The 14,047-nt window shown below is 63.8% G+C and carries 17 protein-coding genes; 11 read left to right on the top strand and 6 right to left on the bottom strand.

Going from position 1 to position 14,047, the window contains the following annotated elements; all coding sequences use genetic code 11:
* The 3 genes from AB4136_RS01190 to AB4136_RS01180 are packed head-to-tail and all read left to right on the top strand — an operon-like array spanning position 1 to position 1,260.
* Positions 1–291 (top strand): YggT family protein, encoded by a 291-nt coding sequence (locus AB4136_RS01190; protein WP_024923079.1) that lies wholly within the window; start codon positions 1–3, stop codon positions 289–291.
* Between the two features lie 8 nt (positions 292–299).
* Positions 300–614 carry a DUF167 family protein gene (locus AB4136_RS01185; protein WP_024923078.1) on the top strand — a complete coding sequence of 105 codons (315 nt, stop codon included), beginning with the start codon at positions 300–302 and terminating at the stop codon, positions 612–614.
* 52 nt (positions 615–666) lie between these two features.
* Positions 667–1,260 carry a hypothetical protein gene (locus tag AB4136_RS01180; protein WP_137900377.1) on the top strand — a complete coding sequence of 198 codons (594 nt, stop codon included), beginning with the start codon at positions 667–669 and terminating at the stop codon, positions 1,258–1,260.
* Positions 1,261–1,311: 51 nt separating this feature from the next.
* On the opposite strand, the gene ppa is transcribed toward AB4136_RS01180, so the two are convergent.
* From ppa to AB4136_RS01155, 5 genes are all read right to left on the bottom strand, one after another.
* Positions 1,312–1,851 (bottom strand): inorganic diphosphatase, encoded by a 540-nt coding sequence (gene ppa / locus AB4136_RS01175; protein ID WP_024923076.1) that lies wholly within the window; start codon positions 1,849–1,851, stop codon positions 1,312–1,314.
* Positions 1,852–2,058: 207 nt separating this feature from the next.
* Positions 2,059–2,565: a GNAT family N-acetyltransferase gene (locus AB4136_RS01170; RefSeq protein ID WP_024923075.1), complete on the bottom strand. Its 507-nt coding sequence runs from the start codon at positions 2,563–2,565 to the stop codon at positions 2,059–2,061.
* Positions 2,566–2,661: 96 nt separating this feature from the next.
* Positions 2,662–3,300, bottom strand: a complete 639-nt coding sequence (locus tag AB4136_RS01165) for a TPM domain-containing protein (protein ID WP_024923074.1) — start codon at positions 3,298–3,300, stop codon at positions 2,662–2,664.
* A 2-nt stretch (positions 3,301–3,302) separates the two neighbouring features.
* Positions 3,303–4,169: a TPM domain-containing protein gene (locus tag AB4136_RS01160; protein WP_024923073.1), complete on the bottom strand. Its 867-nt coding sequence runs from the start codon at positions 4,167–4,169 to the stop codon at positions 3,303–3,305.
* Between the two features lie 42 nt (positions 4,170–4,211).
* Entirely contained in the window at positions 4,212–4,844 is a 633-nt protein-coding gene (locus AB4136_RS01155; protein ID WP_024923072.1) for a LemA family protein, read from the bottom strand.
* 171 nt (positions 4,845–5,015) lie between these two features.
* On the opposite strand from AB4136_RS01155, the gene AB4136_RS01150 reads away from it, so the two are divergent.
* From AB4136_RS01150 to AB4136_RS01125, 6 genes are all read left to right on the top strand, one after another.
* Positions 5,016–5,246, top strand: coding sequence for a hypothetical protein (locus AB4136_RS01150; protein WP_024923071.1), 231 nt, complete (start codon positions 5,016–5,018; stop codon positions 5,244–5,246).
* 7 nt (positions 5,247–5,253) lie between these two features.
* Positions 5,254–6,138 (top strand): pyridoxal kinase PdxY, encoded by an 885-nt coding sequence (gene pdxY / locus AB4136_RS01145; protein ID WP_024923070.1) that lies wholly within the window; start codon positions 5,254–5,256, stop codon positions 6,136–6,138.
* A complete protein-coding gene (locus AB4136_RS01140; protein WP_275040858.1) occupies positions 6,135–6,911 on the top strand; it encodes a DUF429 domain-containing protein in 777 nt (258 codons plus the stop codon). The genes pdxY and AB4136_RS01140 overlap by 4 nt, the downstream gene beginning before the upstream one ends.
* Before the next feature lie 151 nt (positions 6,912–7,062).
* Positions 7,063–7,707: a carbonic anhydrase gene (locus AB4136_RS01135; RefSeq protein ID WP_024923068.1), complete on the top strand. Its 645-nt coding sequence runs from the start codon at positions 7,063–7,065 to the stop codon at positions 7,705–7,707.
* 59 nt (positions 7,708–7,766) lie between these two features.
* Positions 7,767–8,183, top strand: a complete 417-nt coding sequence (locus AB4136_RS01130) for a DUF4440 domain-containing protein (protein ID WP_024923067.1) — start codon at positions 7,767–7,769, stop codon at positions 8,181–8,183.
* Between the two features lie 116 nt (positions 8,184–8,299).
* On the top strand, positions 8,300–10,354 hold the full coding sequence (locus tag AB4136_RS01125) for a M3 family metallopeptidase (protein WP_137900860.1): 2,055 nt from the start codon (positions 8,300–8,302) through the stop codon (positions 10,352–10,354).
* A 34-nt stretch (positions 10,355–10,388) separates the two neighbouring features.
* On the opposite strand, the gene AB4136_RS01120 is transcribed toward AB4136_RS01125, so the two are convergent.
* Positions 10,389–11,003, bottom strand: a complete 615-nt coding sequence (locus AB4136_RS01120; RefSeq protein ID WP_137900861.1) for a TetR/AcrR family transcriptional regulator — start codon at positions 11,001–11,003, stop codon at positions 10,389–10,391.
* A 71-nt stretch (positions 11,004–11,074) separates the two neighbouring features.
* Here AB4136_RS01120 and AB4136_RS01115 point away from each other — a divergent pair, with 71 nt between their 5' ends.
* A complete protein-coding gene (locus tag AB4136_RS01115; protein WP_137900862.1) occupies positions 11,075–12,358 on the top strand; it encodes an MFS transporter in 1,284 nt (427 codons plus the stop codon).
* Between the two features lie 109 nt (positions 12,359–12,467).
* Positions 12,468–14,045, top strand: a complete 1,578-nt coding sequence (locus AB4136_RS01110) for an alkaline phosphatase D family protein (RefSeq protein WP_137900863.1) — start codon at positions 12,468–12,470, stop codon at positions 14,043–14,045.
* The last annotated feature ends 2 nt before the right edge of the window (positions 14,046–14,047 follow it).

Below are 14,047 nucleotides of genomic sequence, written 5' to 3'. Positions count from 1 at the left end.
ATGACCGCCCTCATTCAAACCGTCATTCTGGCGCTTGACCTCTATTGGTGGATCATCATCGCCTCGGCCATCTTCTCGTGGCTTTACGCGTTCAACGTCGTCAACCCGCGCAATCAGTTCGTTGGCACTATCGGCAACGCGCTTTACCGGCTGACGGAACCGGCGCTGCGGCCCATCCGCCGCGTTATGCCCGATCTCGGCGGCATCGACATTTCGCCGATCATCCTGCTTTTGATCCTGTTCTTCCTGCGCCAATTCATTCTCACCACCATCTATCCCGCGCTCGTCTGAGCGCTGCGATGGCGGAGCCCTTCCGGCGGCGCGCCGACGGCATCGATCTCATCGTGCGGCTGACGCCGAAATCGGCGGCGGATGCGCTGGAAGGCGTGGAAATGGCGGCGGACGGTCGTTGCCATGTCAAGGCGCGCGTACGCGCCGTGCCGGAAAAGGGCGCGGCCAACAGTGCCCTGGAGAAGCTCGTGGCCAAGGCTCTCGGCGTTCCGTCGTCGTCGGTGACGGTCGTCGCCGGCGGCACCGCTCGACTGAAGACGCTGCGCATAACAGGCGATCCGGCTGAACTCGCACGGCGTGCGTCGGACCTCGGCGCGCCATAGTCGCTGGCGGCGTTTGGCGTTATTGTCCGCAATCCATTAGCCGGAGGCCGTCATGCGGATTGTTTTTGCGATGCTTGTCCTTGCCGGTTTCTGCAGCTGTGCCTCGGCGGGGCAGGTCACCAGCGTCTATACCGACCTCGTTCCTGAAAAGGATTGCCTGACCTACGCACAGGCCGGCGAGAATGACGGCGATTGGGCCGATCTCTCCTGCTCGGGTTATCTCGGCTACCCGGTCCTGCTTTCATACGGTGATGCGCGCGAATCCGTCTTCTTCGGTTTTCCTCCTGAAGACATGACCTCTACCTGGGAGAGTTTCGCCGGTTTCAACAGCTCCGGATCGAAGGTGGAATGGCGGGTCGAAACGACCGGCAATGTTTCCATCCCCTTCGCCGCCATCCATCGCCGTTCGGTCAATACCAGCGGCGAGGATGCTGCCAAGCAGGTGGATGTGCTGGTGGTGGCCAAGGTGGCCCAGATAGAGGGGCGCGAAGGCTGTACCGTCGGCCTGGTGCTGGCGACAGGCAATGCCGGCGCCAATGACGACGCCCGCAAGATTGCCGACGAAAAGGCGCGCGATTTCGTGTGCGGGAAAGACAAGCGCATCGCGATCGGAGAGGTGCCGCCGTTCGGGCGGGTGGACAATTGAAAACGGGCGGCCGCAACGACCGCCCGTGATCTTTCCGCTTAGTCGGACTTGTTAGCCAGCCTTGTGCGTCTTGGCGCGTTCAATCGCCTCGACGATCATCTTCTTGGCATAGGCTGAGTCGTGCCAGCCGCCGATCTTCACCCATTTGCCGGGCTCGAGATCCTTGTAGTGTTCGAAGAAGTGCTCGATCTGCTTGAGCGTGATCTCAGGCAGGTCCGTGTGGTTGAAGACGTTTTCGTAGCGCTTGGTAATGTGCGGCGACGGCACCGCGATCACCTTCTCGTCCTGGCCGGCATTGTCTTCCATGATCAGGACGCCGATCGGGCGCACATTGATGACGCAGCCCGGCACCAGTTCGCGCGTGTTGCAGACCAGCACGTCGATCGGGTCACCGTCGCCCGACAGGGTGTGCGGCACGAAGCCGTAATTGCCGGGATAGCGCATCGGCGTATACAGGAAGCGGTCGACGAACAGCGTGCCGGCTTCCTTGTCCATTTCGTATTTGATCGGCTCGCCGCCGACCGCCACTTCGATGATGACGTTGACGTCTTCCGGCGGGTTCTTGCCGATCGATATGGCTTCGATGCGCATGGGCTATCCTCTCTTTGGCGCATGAGCCCGAAAGCCGAAGCGGTTCCGGGCTGCGACACGCAGAATGAAACGGCTTGCGACGTCTGTCACGCACCTCGAAGGCACGGGTCGCCGCAATCGCGCGCACCGATAGCGGGCGAAGCGGTTTTGTGCAATGCGGGAATGACGGGAGAAGAAGTCGAAGCCGCGGTTTGCGGGCCCCGCATCTCAATCCCAGACGAAAGCGACCTTCTTCAGCGCCTTCTGCTCGAACACTTCGACGCCCTCGGCGACGTCGCGTCCGCCTTCGCCGGCGTAAAAGGCCAGCGCGTTCTGGTTGTCTTCCAGTGCCCATACGACCATGCCCTTGAGGCCGTGGTCGGCAAGCTTGCGGCGGGCGGCGGAAAACAGCCGCCGGCCGATGCCGATGCCCTGATATTCAGGCCGCAGGTAGAGCTCGTAGATTTCGCCCTGCTGATGCAGTTCGCGGGCGCGGTTGCGGCCGACCGTCGCGTAGCCGGCGATAACGCCGCCGATCTCGACCACCAGAACGGTCGCGGCGCGGCGAATCGCGTTCGCCCACCAGTCTGTGCCGCGGCGGTTGATCATGCCCGTCAGCGTCTTGTGCGGGATGATGCCGCTATAGGCACCGCGCCACGCTTCGAGATGCACATCGGCTATCGCCGCTGCGTCTTGCGGCTCGGCCCTGCGGATGTCGATGGTCAACGTGTTCATGATTTGTTAACCATAGACCGAGGCGCAAGGCTTGCAAAGACTCCTTGCTGCTTTCGCACATACGAAAGCTTCGTCGGCCGATATGGGTAGGGTCGGTTAGATTTCGACGAGGTGGTCGTCGAGCTCGTTGACGTCGTCCGGCGTGACCGGGAAATGCTCGGCCAGCACGGCGCCGACCACGCCGGTCGCGTGAACGAACCCGTCGGCGAGGCGGTCGTCGCCGGCATGCGCGGTCAGGTCACGCACGACACCGTCCCACACGTGCTGCCCGACACGGGCGTCGATGCCGCTGTCGGCCACCACTTCCGCGTAGCGTTCGGCGATCGAGACGAAGATCAGAACGCCGGTGCGGGTGGCGGTGCGATGGACGTTGCGTGCCAGGAACTGCTTCACAGCATTGGCATGGGCCGCCTTGTAGCGCTGCCGGCGTGGCACGAAATGGATGCGCAGGCGTGGCGCCAGCCACAAAACGATGGACAGGCTGATCGCCGCCACCGCCTGCGCGATGAGGAAATGCGGCAGGCGTATGCTGACCCACAAGGCTTCGAGAACATAGGCGAAGGCGATGCTGACGGCGAACAGGGCCAGCGTGGCGGTGAAGGCCGCCTGGAAGAAATAGCCCTCGCTCGAGCGCGCCACGACGCAGTAGATTTCGCCGCCGGTCTTCGTCTCGGCGTCGCGGATCGCATCGGCGATGCGTTCATGGTCGGCATGGGTGAGCGGTCGTGTCGCCATGGTCACCAGCTCCCCGAAGAACCGCCGCCGCCGGATGAGCCGCCGCCGCCCGAAAACCCGCCACCACCCGACGACCAGCCCCCACCACCACCGCCACCGGAGGACCAACCGCCGCCGCCACCGCCGCCGGATGACGACCTGTTGGTGTCGAAGGTCATGCCCAGCCAGCGATAGCGGCCGGGGCCGATCTTGGTGCCGAAGATCGGCGGCAGGATCGCCATGGCGAAGCCGCCGAAGAACAGTACCACCCAGATGGTGACGAATAGGAAGAAGATGATCTGATCGGGATCGATGCCGTCGAGGGTGGATTGCTGGTGGCGTTTGCCGCGCGCTTCCAGTTCCTCCGGGTTGCCCTCCAGAACCATGATCATGTCGTCGACAGCCTTCGAGATGCCGCCCGAGAAATCGCCGGCGCGGAAGGCCGGAACCATGTCGTTCTCGATGATCAGCTTGGTGTGCAGGTCGGTCAGCGTGCCTTCGAGCCCATAGCCGACTTCGATGCGCATCTTGCGGTCATTCTTGGCGACGAGCAGCAGTGCGCCATTGTTGTCGCTGGCCTGGCCGAGTTTCCAGGTCCTGAAAAGCCGGTTGGCGTAGGGTTCGATTTCTTCGCCGCCGAGGCTGTCGACGGTGACGACGACGATCTGGTCGGAGCCCTTCTTCTCGAAATCCGCCAGTTTCTGGGTCAGCGCTGCCTTCGTCGCCGCATCGATCATGCCGGCATTGTCGACAACGCGCCCCGTCAGCGCCGGCAGGTCATCGGCGAAAGCTCCGAAGGCGAGGAACAAGCCCAGGATGGCGGCAACAACCGCGGTCAACGCGACGCGATACCGGGTCCGGAACGGCACCGGCTGGCGGCTGGAGGTCATGATCGAGGGCACGGCGCGGCCGATCCTGGATGAGGGCGGCGCCTAGCCGCCCTGCTTGGTGCCGAAGTCCACCTTCGGCGTCTGCATCTTGTCGTCGCTGATGGTGAAGTTCTGGAACGGCTCGTTGCCGCGGAACCAGAAGGTGGCCCACAGAACCGAAGGGAAGGTCTTCAGCGTCAGATTGTAGTCCTTGACCGCCTGGATGTAGTCGCGGCGGGCGACGGCGATGCGGTTTTCCGTGCCTTCGAGCTGGGCCTGCAGGGCGATGAAGTTCTGATTGGCCTTCAGGTCGGGATAGTTTTCGGTGATGGCAAGCAGGCGCGACAGCGCGCTGGTCAGGCCCGACTGGCTGTCCTGGAATTTCTTGAAGGCTTCCGGGTCCTTCAGCGTTTCCGGCGTCACCGTCACTTGCGTGGCCTTGGAGCGCGCCTCGACGACGGCGTCGAGCGTGTCCTTCTCATGCGCGGCATAACCCTTGACCGTCTCGACCAGATTGGGGATCAGGTCGGCGCGGCGCTGATACTGGTTCAGCACCTCGCTCCAGGCGGCCTTGGCATTTTCTTCCGCCGTCGGGATGGTGTTGTAGCCACAGGCGGACAGGAAGGGCAGCAGAACCGCCATCAAAAGGAAGGCGGGAAGGCTGCGGGGAAGGGTGGACAGGCGCTGGGCGTGCATGAGCGGTCCCTCATTGGCTCGAATAGTCAAGCAATACCATAAAGATCGGCCAAGAAAACGCCTCTTGGTCGATGTGGCGCCACTGAAGTCCGTTGGCTTAGCCCAGCCGTGAAGGAGGCCCTGTAACCGGCGCACGGATCGGTCTAGAATCGTCTCAAACGAGGGATCGACATGGCAGGGACTGCCGACAGGGACAGCGAGCATGAATCGCGCCGCATCCTCGACCGCATCGCGCGCGAGACGGAGCCGGGCGGCCTGCCTTCCGATCGGCACTCCGGTGAGCGCCCCGATGTCGATGACCCGATCGAATATTGGGGCACACGCATCGGCCGCACGCTTGGGCTCATCCTGGCTGTCGCCATGATGATCGCCGTCGTCTATTACCTGGCCCGCCACATATAGGATCAGCATGAACACCAATCAGGCCGAGGCGCCCCGCGCCGTCATCGTCGTGTCCAGCCATGTCGCGCGCGGCTCGGTGGGCAATCGCGCCGCCGTCTTTGCGCTGGAAACTCTTGGCTTTCCGGTTTGGGCCGTGCCTACGGTGATCCTGCCCTGGCATCCCGGTCATGGCCGCGCCACAAGGATCGTTCCGCCTGCGGAACAGTTCGCGGCACTGATGGCCGATCTGGCGCGCGCGCCATGGCTCGGCGAGGTCGGCGCGGTGCTGTCGGGCTATCTGGGCGAGGCGAGCCAGGCCGATGCCGTGGCCGAGCTGGTCGGTGCGGTCAAGGCCAGGAACCCGTCGGCGCTTTATGTCTGCGACCCGGTGATGGGCGATTCCGGCGGGCTCTATGTGCCGGAGGCCACGGCTGCAGCCTTGCGCGACCGGCTGATGCCGCTGGCCGACATCGCCACGCCCAATCGCTTTGAGCTGGCTTGGATGGCCGGCGCCGAACTGCCCGACCTCAAATCGACCGTGGCCGCGGCACTGCACGCGGGACCGGCGACCATGCTGGTGACGTCGGCGCCGGCGATGATGGCCGGCAGCACCGGCAATCTGCTGCTCGACGCCAGTCAGGTACTGCTGGCCGAGCATCGGCTGATCGACCGGCCGCCCAATGGCCTCGGCGATTTGACCGGCGCCATCTATCTGGCGCGCACGCTCGCCGGCCAGCCGCCGGCCAAGGCGTTGCAGTCGACCACCGCCGCTGTCTACGAGATCCTGGCGCGCACCGCCAAGCGTGGTGGCGACGAATTGCAACTCGAAACCGATGCGCAGAGCCTGTCGCATCCGATGGCCATGGTGCAGATGCGCCACCTGACCCATCCGGGGCGGGATCGCCGCGCGTGACAGGCGGCACGGCCACGCTGACGCTGGCCGGGGTCGATGGCTGCAAGGCCGGCTGGATCATGGTGCGACGCACGCCAGCCGGGGCGCCAGCCGTCAGCGTCCACACCAGTTTCGTCGATCTGCTCGCGGCCTTGCCCGCCGATGCGATCGTCGCGGTCGACATGCCGATCGGCCTGCCGGATGTCTCCGGAAAGGGCGGTCGCGGGCCGGAAATGCTGGTGCGGCCTCTGCTCGGAGAGCGGCAGTCCAGCGTCTTTTCCATTCCATCGCGGGCAGCGGTCTATGCCGATACCGCCGCTTTCACCACGGTGGAGGCCTGGCACGAGGCGCATCGGCGGGCCAGCGCGGTGGCAATGGCAACGTCCGATCCGCCACGCGGCGTTTCAATCCAGGCCTTTGGCATCTTCGCCAAGATCCGCGAAATCGACACGCTGCTGGCGTCCCGGCCGCAACTGCGCGGCCGGGTGTTCGAATCGCATCCCGAAGTGGCGTTCTGGCGCCTCAATGGCGGAAAGGCGATGGCGCTGCCGAAGAAGATAAAAGGCGCAGTCAACGCAGCCGGCATGGACGAGCGCCGCACGCTGCTTGCCCGTCACGGTTATGATCGAGCCTTCCTCGATCAGCCGCCGCCGAAGGGCGCTGCCGCCGACGATTTCCTTGATGCCGCCGCGATGTTGGCGATTGCCGGGCGAATCGCGCGGGGCGAGGCGGCCTGCTATCCCAATCCGCCGCTGGTCGACGGCAAGGGCATTCCGGTGGCGATCCGCGTCTGAGCGATGCGGCACGGCGAGCCATGCGCGCGCATGGCTCGCGCCATTCAGCCATGAACGATTTCGCATTGATCGTGGCGTGGTTTTGCCGTTAGTGCGTTGCACAGTGGAACAGAGCCGCTGCCGTTCAGCCTGGAAAGGTCCCCGCCGCCAGATGCCGCATCTCCCAGAACATCTCCTCGCCGGTTATCGCAGCTTCATCAATGGTCGCTACGTCGCCGAAAGCGGTCATTACAAATCGCTGGCGCGCGAAGGGCAGGCGCCGGAAACGATGATCGTGGCCTGCTGCGATTCGCGCGCGGCGCCGGAAGTGATCTTCAACGCCGGCCCCGGCGAGCTGTTCGTCCTGCGCAACGTCGCCAATCTCGTGCCGCCCTATGCGCCAGACGGCGAATATCATTCGACGTCCGCCGCGCTGGAATTCGCCGTGCAGAGCCTCAAGGTGAAGAACATCGTCGTGATGGGCCACGGGCGCTGCGGCGGCATCCGCTCGGCGCTGGACACCACGTCGGCGCCGCTGTCGCCGGGTGATTTCATTGGCAAATGGATGAGCCTGATCGCACCCGCGGCCGAGGCGGTATCGGCCTCGACCATGATGACGACCACCGAGCGCCAGACGGCATTGGAGCGTATCTCGATCCGCTACTCGATCGCCAATCTGCGCACTTTTCCTTGTGTCAGCATTCTCGAAGGCAAGGGCCGAATTGCGCTGCATGGCGCCTGGTTCGACATCTCCACGGGCGAGTTGTGGGTGATGAACAAGGAGACCGGCGACTTCGAGAAGCCCGATATCGGCTGACCAATCGCACTTCCCATCCTTGCCTTGCAGGCCTAGGTTGCATGTGGGAGGGCCGCGCGATGTCTGTCGTTGGCTGGCGGGAATTCTCCACTGCGACGCTTTTGGGCCTGATGCTCGTCTCGGCGCGTGCCGACGAGGCGGCGCTTATCGACCGCTGGTATTCGGCGCTGCTTACCGCCGATCGTACCAGCCTTGCCGAACTGCTCTCCGACGACGCGCGCATCCGCCTGCACGATATCGGCGTCGAGCAGACGAAGCCCGAATTCATCGCTTCGATGGACGAATGGCGCGGCGCGGTGGCTGGTGCCACCATTCGCCACCGCATCGAAAAAGCCGAGACCGGTTTGGTGACGGTCATCGTCTGCTACGATTTTCCCGGCAACGATCTTCTGACACGCGAAAGTTTCGCCTTGTCCGGCAGCCGCATCACCGCGTCGTCGCAGGAAACCATCGCGGAAAGTTGCAGCGGTTATTGAGAGGGGCGTCGCCTGCCTGCGATGCGGTGCAGTTGCGGCCTGCCGTTGCATGGGCGGCACCGGCGGCCTACATCGGAAGACAACACCCGCCTCCGCAATCCAGCGAAAGCCTCTCCATGACCGCAGTCCCAAGCCTCGACCTCGCCCTGCATCCGCTGACTTCCTGGAACGGGCCGCTCGGTCTTCCCGATTTCGCCAGGATTCGCGACGGAGATTTCGATGCCGTTTTCGATGCGGCGCTGAAGGCGCATGAAGCGGAGATCGAGGCGATCGCCGCCAATCCGGCGCCGGCAACCATCGAAAACACGCTGCAGGCGCTGGAGCTCGGCGGCGAAGCGCTTGATCGCGTCTCGTCGATCTTCTGGTGCCGGGCAGGCGCCCATACAAACGACGCGATCCAGGCCCTGGAACGCGCGGTTGCGCCGAAGATGTCGCGGCATTTCTCGGCCATCTCGATGAACGAGAAGCTGTTCGCGCGGATTGACGATCTTTATCAGCGGCGCGCCACCCTCAAGCTCGATGCCGAGGCGCTGCGCGTGCTGGAGAAGACCTGGAAGGGGTTCGTGCGGTCCGGCGCCAAGCTCGATGCCGCCGGCAAGAAGCGGCTCGCTGCCATCAACGAAGAGCTATCCTCGCTCGGCACCAGCTTTGGGCAGAACGTGCTGGCCGACGAGCGCGATTGGGCGCTGTTCCTCGACGAAGCCGATCTGACCGGCGTTCCGGAATTCCTGAAAAGCGCGATGGCGGAAGCCGCCGAGACGCGCGGCCAGAAGGGCCGCTATGCGGTGACGCTGTCGCGGTCGATCTACGAGCCCTTCACCACCTTCTCCGAGCGTCGCGACTTGCGGGAAGTGGCCTGGCGCGCGTTCACGCAGCGCGGCCAAAATGGCGGCGCCAGCGACAACACCGCTGTCGTGCGCGACACGCTGCGGCTGCGTACCGAAAAAGCCAAGCTGCTCGGCTATGCGTCCTATGCGGCGCTGAAGCTCGACGAAACCATGGCCAAGACGCCGAAGGCGGTGCACGATCTGCTCGACCCGGTCTGGGAGAAGGCGCTGGAGAAGGCAGCGGCCGACCAGAAGGAGCTGCAGCGGCTGGCGACAGCCACCGGCAGCAACGAACAGCTCATGGCATGGGACTGGCGCTTCTATCAGGAGAAGCTGCGCGCCGAAAAATTTGCCTTCGACGAGGCCGAGCTGAAACCCTATCTGCAGCTCGAGCGCATCATTGCCGCTTGTTTCGACGTGGCGACCAGACTGTTCGGTATCACTTTTGAAGAGAAGAAGGGCATCGCCGGCTGGCATCCCGACGCGCGCGTCTTCGTGGTGAAGAATGCCGATGGATCCGAGCGGGCGCTGTTCCTGGCGGATTATTTCGCGCGGCCTTCCAAGCGTTCCGGCGCCTGGATGAGCGCGCTGCAGTCGGGCTACAGCCTGGGCAAGGGTTCCACGCCGGTCATCTATAACATCATGAATTTCGCCAAGCCGCCGGCCGGCGAGGCGGCGCTGCTTTCAGTGGACGAGGCGAAGACGCTTTTCCATGAATTCGGCCACGCGCTGCACGGCATGCTGACCAATGTCACCTGGCCGTCGGTGGCGGGCACCTCGGTCAGCCGCGATTTCGTCGAACTGCCCTCGCAGCTCTACGAGCACTGGCTGACGGTTCCGGCCGTTCTGGAAAAACACGCGCTGCACGTGAAAACGGGCAAGCCGATGCCCAAGGAACTCCTCGACAAGATGCTTGCCGCTCGCACCTTCGGCGCTGGCTTCGCCACGGTGGAGTTCACCGCCTCGGCGCTGGTCGACATGGCCTATCACGCGCGCTCCGAGGCGCCGGCCGAACCGCTGCGTTTCGAGGCGGAAACGCTGGAGAAGCTCTCCATGCCGGAGATGATCGCCATGCGTCACCGCACCCCGCATTTCAACCACGTCTTCGCCGGCGACGGTTATTCCGCCGGCTATTATTCCTACATGTGGTCCGAGGTGCTGGACGCCGATGCCTTTTCGGCTTTCGAGGAAACCGGCGATCCGTTCAACCCGGCGCTGGCGAAGAAGCTGCGCGAGAACATCTATGCGGCCGGCGGCTCAAAAGATCCGGAAGAGCTCTACACCGCTTTTCGCGGCAAGATGCCGACGGCAGATGCGATGATGGCCAAGCGCGGTCTGGTGTGATTCCGCTGCCATCTCCTGCGGAGAGAACGAGGCGCTAGCCCTTCAGGCTGGCGCCGATCAGCAAGTCGGCGTGTTTGGCCACCGATTGCGAAGGCCCGCCGGGGCCGAAGATCTGGCTGGAGATATAGGCGCCCTCGATGAGGAGCAGCAGGCCGTCGCCCAGCATATCGGGGTCGGCCGCGCCCATGCCTTTGGCCATTTCGCGCAGGCGGCGGCGCAGTTCGCGCTTGTTTTCCTCGCTGACCACGCGCGCCGGGTGGCCGGGCTCCGGATATTCGACGGCGGCGTTGGTCATGCCGCAACCGCGATAACCAAGCTTCTGCGACCGTTTGCCGACACGCGTGAGAAAGGCGATGATTTGCGCGCGCGGGTCGCCGGGATGAGCGGCGACGGCCTCGTCGAACCGTTCCCAGAATTCAAGATCGTATTTCCTGAGATAAGACGCAGCCAGTTCATCCTTGGATGAAAAGGAGCGGTAGAGGCTCGGCTTGGTGACACCCGCCTTCTTCACGATCTCGTCGACGCCGATCGCCCGGATACCCTCGCGATAGAACAGGTCGCGCGCCACGTCGAGGATCTTCTCGGCCGCCGGCGGCAGCGCAACGATCTCCTGCGAAACGCTTGGATCAAAATTTTTGTCAGCAGGCATGATGCATTCCGATTGACATGTTACCGACCGGTACGTACACAGAAACCAACTGCAACGTACCGGTCAGTAACATGATAGCCCAGTCCCGCCCGTTTGGCCAGCGCTACGCCTTCGTTGTCGTTGCCGTCATCTTCCTGTCCTTGCTGATCGCGGCAGGCCTGCGTTCCGCGCCTTCGGTGATGATGCTGCCGCTCGAAAAGGACTTCGGCTGGCGCCGCGACGTGGTGTCGCTGGCAGCCGCCATCGGCATCTTCCTCTACGGGCTCACCGGTCCCTTCGCCGCTGCCTTGATGGAGCGCGTCGGCCTGCGCAAGACGGTGATCGCTTCGCTGGTGGTGATGTCCGCCTCGACCGGCCTGTCGCTGTTCATGACGCAGTCCTGGCAGCTCATCGCCACCTGGGGCGTCTTTTCCGGTGTCGGGTCCGGTGCCGTTGCCACCGTGCTTGGCGCCACCATCGTCAACCGCTGGTTCAAGACCAATCGCGGCCTGGTCATGGGCCTGATGTCGGCCTCCAGTGCCACCGGCCTGCTGGTATTCCTGCCTTTCCTGGCTTGGCTTGCGCAATCCGGCGGCTGGAAGCCGGTGGCGCTTGTCATTGCCATTGCCACAGCGGCACTCGTGCCGCTGGTCTGGCTGCTGGTGCCGGAACGGCCGTCGTCGATCGGCCAGGTGCGCTTCGGCGCCGAGCCCGACGATGTGCCGCCGACTCCACCCGCCGCTGCCGGCAACTTCATCTCCCATACGCTGGGAACGCTGCGTGAGGCCGCCAGAACGCGCGTGTTCTGGTATCTGTTCGCCACCTTCTTCATTTGTGGCTTCACCACCAACGGCCTGGTCGGCACGCATCTGATCGCGTTTTGCGCCGACATGGGCATCAACGAGATCCAGGCCGCCGGCCTTTTGTCGATGATGGGCATCTTCGACCTGATCGGCACGACATTGTCGGGTTGGCTGACCGACCGTTTCGACCCGCGCAAGCTGCTCGGCGTCTATTACGCCATTCGCGGCCTGTCGCTGATCTACCTGCCCTATTCCGGTTTCTCGGCAACGGCCCTGATCATCTTCGCCATCTTCTATGGGCTGGACTGGATCGCCACCGTGCCGCCGACGCTGCGTCTCTCGAACGAGGCCTTTGGCGATGGCAAGGGGCCGCTGGTGTTCGGCTGGATCGTCGCTGGCCATCAGGTCGGTGCCGCGACAGCCGCTTTCTTCGGCGGAGCGATGCGTGAATTCCAGGGCAGCTACGAACTGGCCTTCGTCATCGCCGGCATGACCGGCATCATCGCCGCCTGCCTGTCGCTGCTGATCAACACCAATCGCCCGATATCCCAGCCGGAAGGACAACCGGCCTGATCGAGGCGGCCCGCTGGCTGTGGGCCGTCAAGAAAGTTTCACGTCTCCGAAATGCTGCTGAAACATTGGCCGCCGACCTTGGCCAGCGTTCACAGCCAAGGAGACAGCCATGAACTCGCCCGTCCAAATCAGCCGTCGTGTCTTCCTCGCCTCGACGGGGGCAGCGGGTCTGGTCGGCTTCTCCGGTTTGGCGATGCCCTATTATTCGCGGGCGAATACGCGGCCCGTCGTCACGCATGGCGTTCAGTCCGGCGATGTCGATTCCGCCTCGGGCATGATCTGGACCCGAGCGGACCGGCCCTCGCGCGTGATGTTCGAAGTGGCGACGACCGAGAGTTTCGCCAATGCCGAAAGGCTGGCGCCGCTCACCGCACTGCCCGACAGCGATTATGCGGTGAAGCGCCTGCTCACCGATCTCGCCGCCGATCAGAACATCTTTTATCGCATGACGATTGCCGACCTGAACGACGTCAACGCCGTCTCCGAGCCGGTGGTCGGCCGCTTCCGCACCGCGCCGATGTCGCGCCGCTCGGTGCGCTTCGCCTGGTCCGGCGATACCGCCGGCCAGGGTTGGGGCATCGACGAGGTCGGCATGAAGACCTATGCCACGATCGCCAAGCACACGCCCGACTTCTTCCTGCATTCGGGTGACACCATCTATGCCGACGGCGTCATGAAGGACGAGGTCGACCTCAAGGACGGTACCAAGTGGAAGAACGTCGTTCTCGTCGACGAAAAGCGCAAGGTGGCCGAAACACTGGAAGAATACCGCGCGCAGTGGAAATACAACCTGCTCGACAAGAACCTGTTGGCGATGAACGCCGCGCTGCCCACCTTTTTCCAATGGGACGACCATGAGGTGGTCAACAACTGGTCGAGCTCCAAGAACCTGACAGCCGACGACCGCTACAAGGAAAAGTCCGTCTCCGTGCTTTCCGCCCGCGCCGGGCGCGCCTTCCACGAGATGACGCCGATCCGCTTCACCCCAGCCGAGCCCGGCCGCGTCTACCGCAAGATCGCCTATGGCCCGCTGCTCGACGTGTTTTTCCTCGACATGCGCTCCTATCGTGGCGCCAACGGTCCCAATATGGAGACGGAACTCACCCCGCAGGCGCGCATGCTGGGCGAGCAGCAGACAAGGTGGCTGAAGCGCGAGCTGGCCAATTCGAAGGCGACCTGGAAAGTGATCGCCGCCGACATGCCGATCGGCCTGGTGGTGTGGGACGACGCGGCCAACAAGAAGGGTTCGGAGGCGGTCGCCAATGGCGACAACGGTTCGGCCAAGGGCCGCGAGCTGGAATTTGCCGACCTTTTGCGCTTCATCAAGAATGCCGGCATCACCAACACGGTCTGGTTGACGGCCGACGTGCACTACACCGCCGCCCATCTCTACAACCCCGACAAGGCACAATTCCAGGATTTCAATCCGTTCTGGGAATTCGTCTCGGGGCCGATCCATTCCGGCACCTTCGATCCCAACGATCTCGACATGACCTTCGGCCCCGAAGTGAAGTTCGTGAAGGCGCCGAGCGCCGAGCAAGGCCAGAACCTGCCGCCCTCGGCCGGCCTGCAATTCTTCGGCCTGGTCGATATCGACGGCGGGACGGAGCAGCTCACCGTCAGGCTGATGGATCGCGACGACAACGAGCTCTACAAGACGACGCTTGATCCAGTGCGCGCGGCGTAGTG

This window comes from Mesorhizobium sp. 2RAF21, assembly GCF_052115345.1.
GTDB lineage: Bacteria > Pseudomonadota > Alphaproteobacteria > Rhizobiales > Rhizobiaceae > Mesorhizobium > Mesorhizobium terrae.
The sequence above is the reverse complement of the archived record's forward strand: the minus strand, read 5'-3'. Positions and strand labels throughout refer to the sequence as shown.

Excerpts from the sequence above, each read along its gene's own strand:
- AB4136_RS01130 (WP_024923067.1), top strand. The coding sequence starts at position 7,767 with ATGTCTGTCGTTGGCTGGCGGGAATTCTCCACTGCGACGCTTTTGGGC.
- AB4136_RS01165 (WP_024923074.1), bottom strand. The coding sequence starts at position 3,300 with ATGGCGACACGACCGCTCACCCATGCCGACCATGAACGCATCGCCGAT.
- AB4136_RS01110 (WP_137900863.1), top strand. The coding sequence starts at position 12,468 with ATGAACTCGCCCGTCCAAATCAGCCGTCGTGTCTTCCTCGCCTCGACG.
- AB4136_RS01185 (WP_024923078.1), top strand. The coding sequence starts at position 300 with ATGGCGGAGCCCTTCCGGCGGCGCGCCGACGGCATCGATCTCATCGTG.
- AB4136_RS01115 (WP_137900862.1), top strand. The coding sequence starts at position 11,075 with ATGATAGCCCAGTCCCGCCCGTTTGGCCAGCGCTACGCCTTCGTTGTC.
- AB4136_RS01160 (WP_024923073.1), bottom strand. The coding sequence starts at position 4,169 with ATGACCTCCAGCCGCCAGCCGGTGCCGTTCCGGACCCGGTATCGCGTC.
- AB4136_RS01135 (WP_024923068.1), top strand. The coding sequence starts at position 7,063 with ATGCCGCATCTCCCAGAACATCTCCTCGCCGGTTATCGCAGCTTCATC.
- AB4136_RS01120 (WP_137900861.1), bottom strand. The coding sequence starts at position 11,003 with ATGCCTGCTGACAAAAATTTTGATCCAAGCGTTTCGCAGGAGATCGTT.
- AB4136_RS01180 (WP_137900377.1), top strand. The coding sequence starts at position 667 with ATGCGGATTGTTTTTGCGATGCTTGTCCTTGCCGGTTTCTGCAGCTGT.
- AB4136_RS01125 (WP_137900860.1), top strand. The coding sequence starts at position 8,300 with ATGACCGCAGTCCCAAGCCTCGACCTCGCCCTGCATCCGCTGACTTCC.
- AB4136_RS01190 (WP_024923079.1), top strand. The coding sequence starts at position 1 with ATGACCGCCCTCATTCAAACCGTCATTCTGGCGCTTGACCTCTATTGG.
- ppa (WP_024923076.1), bottom strand. The coding sequence starts at position 1,851 with ATGCGCATCGAAGCCATATCGATCGGCAAGAACCCGCCGGAAGACGTC.
- AB4136_RS01170 (WP_024923075.1), bottom strand. The coding sequence starts at position 2,565 with ATGAACACGTTGACCATCGACATCCGCAGGGCCGAGCCGCAAGACGCA.
- AB4136_RS01155 (WP_024923072.1), bottom strand. The coding sequence starts at position 4,844 with ATGCACGCCCAGCGCCTGTCCACCCTTCCCCGCAGCCTTCCCGCCTTC.
- pdxY (WP_024923070.1), top strand. The coding sequence starts at position 5,254 with ATGAACACCAATCAGGCCGAGGCGCCCCGCGCCGTCATCGTCGTGTCC.
- AB4136_RS01150 (WP_024923071.1), top strand. The coding sequence starts at position 5,016 with ATGGCAGGGACTGCCGACAGGGACAGCGAGCATGAATCGCGCCGCATC.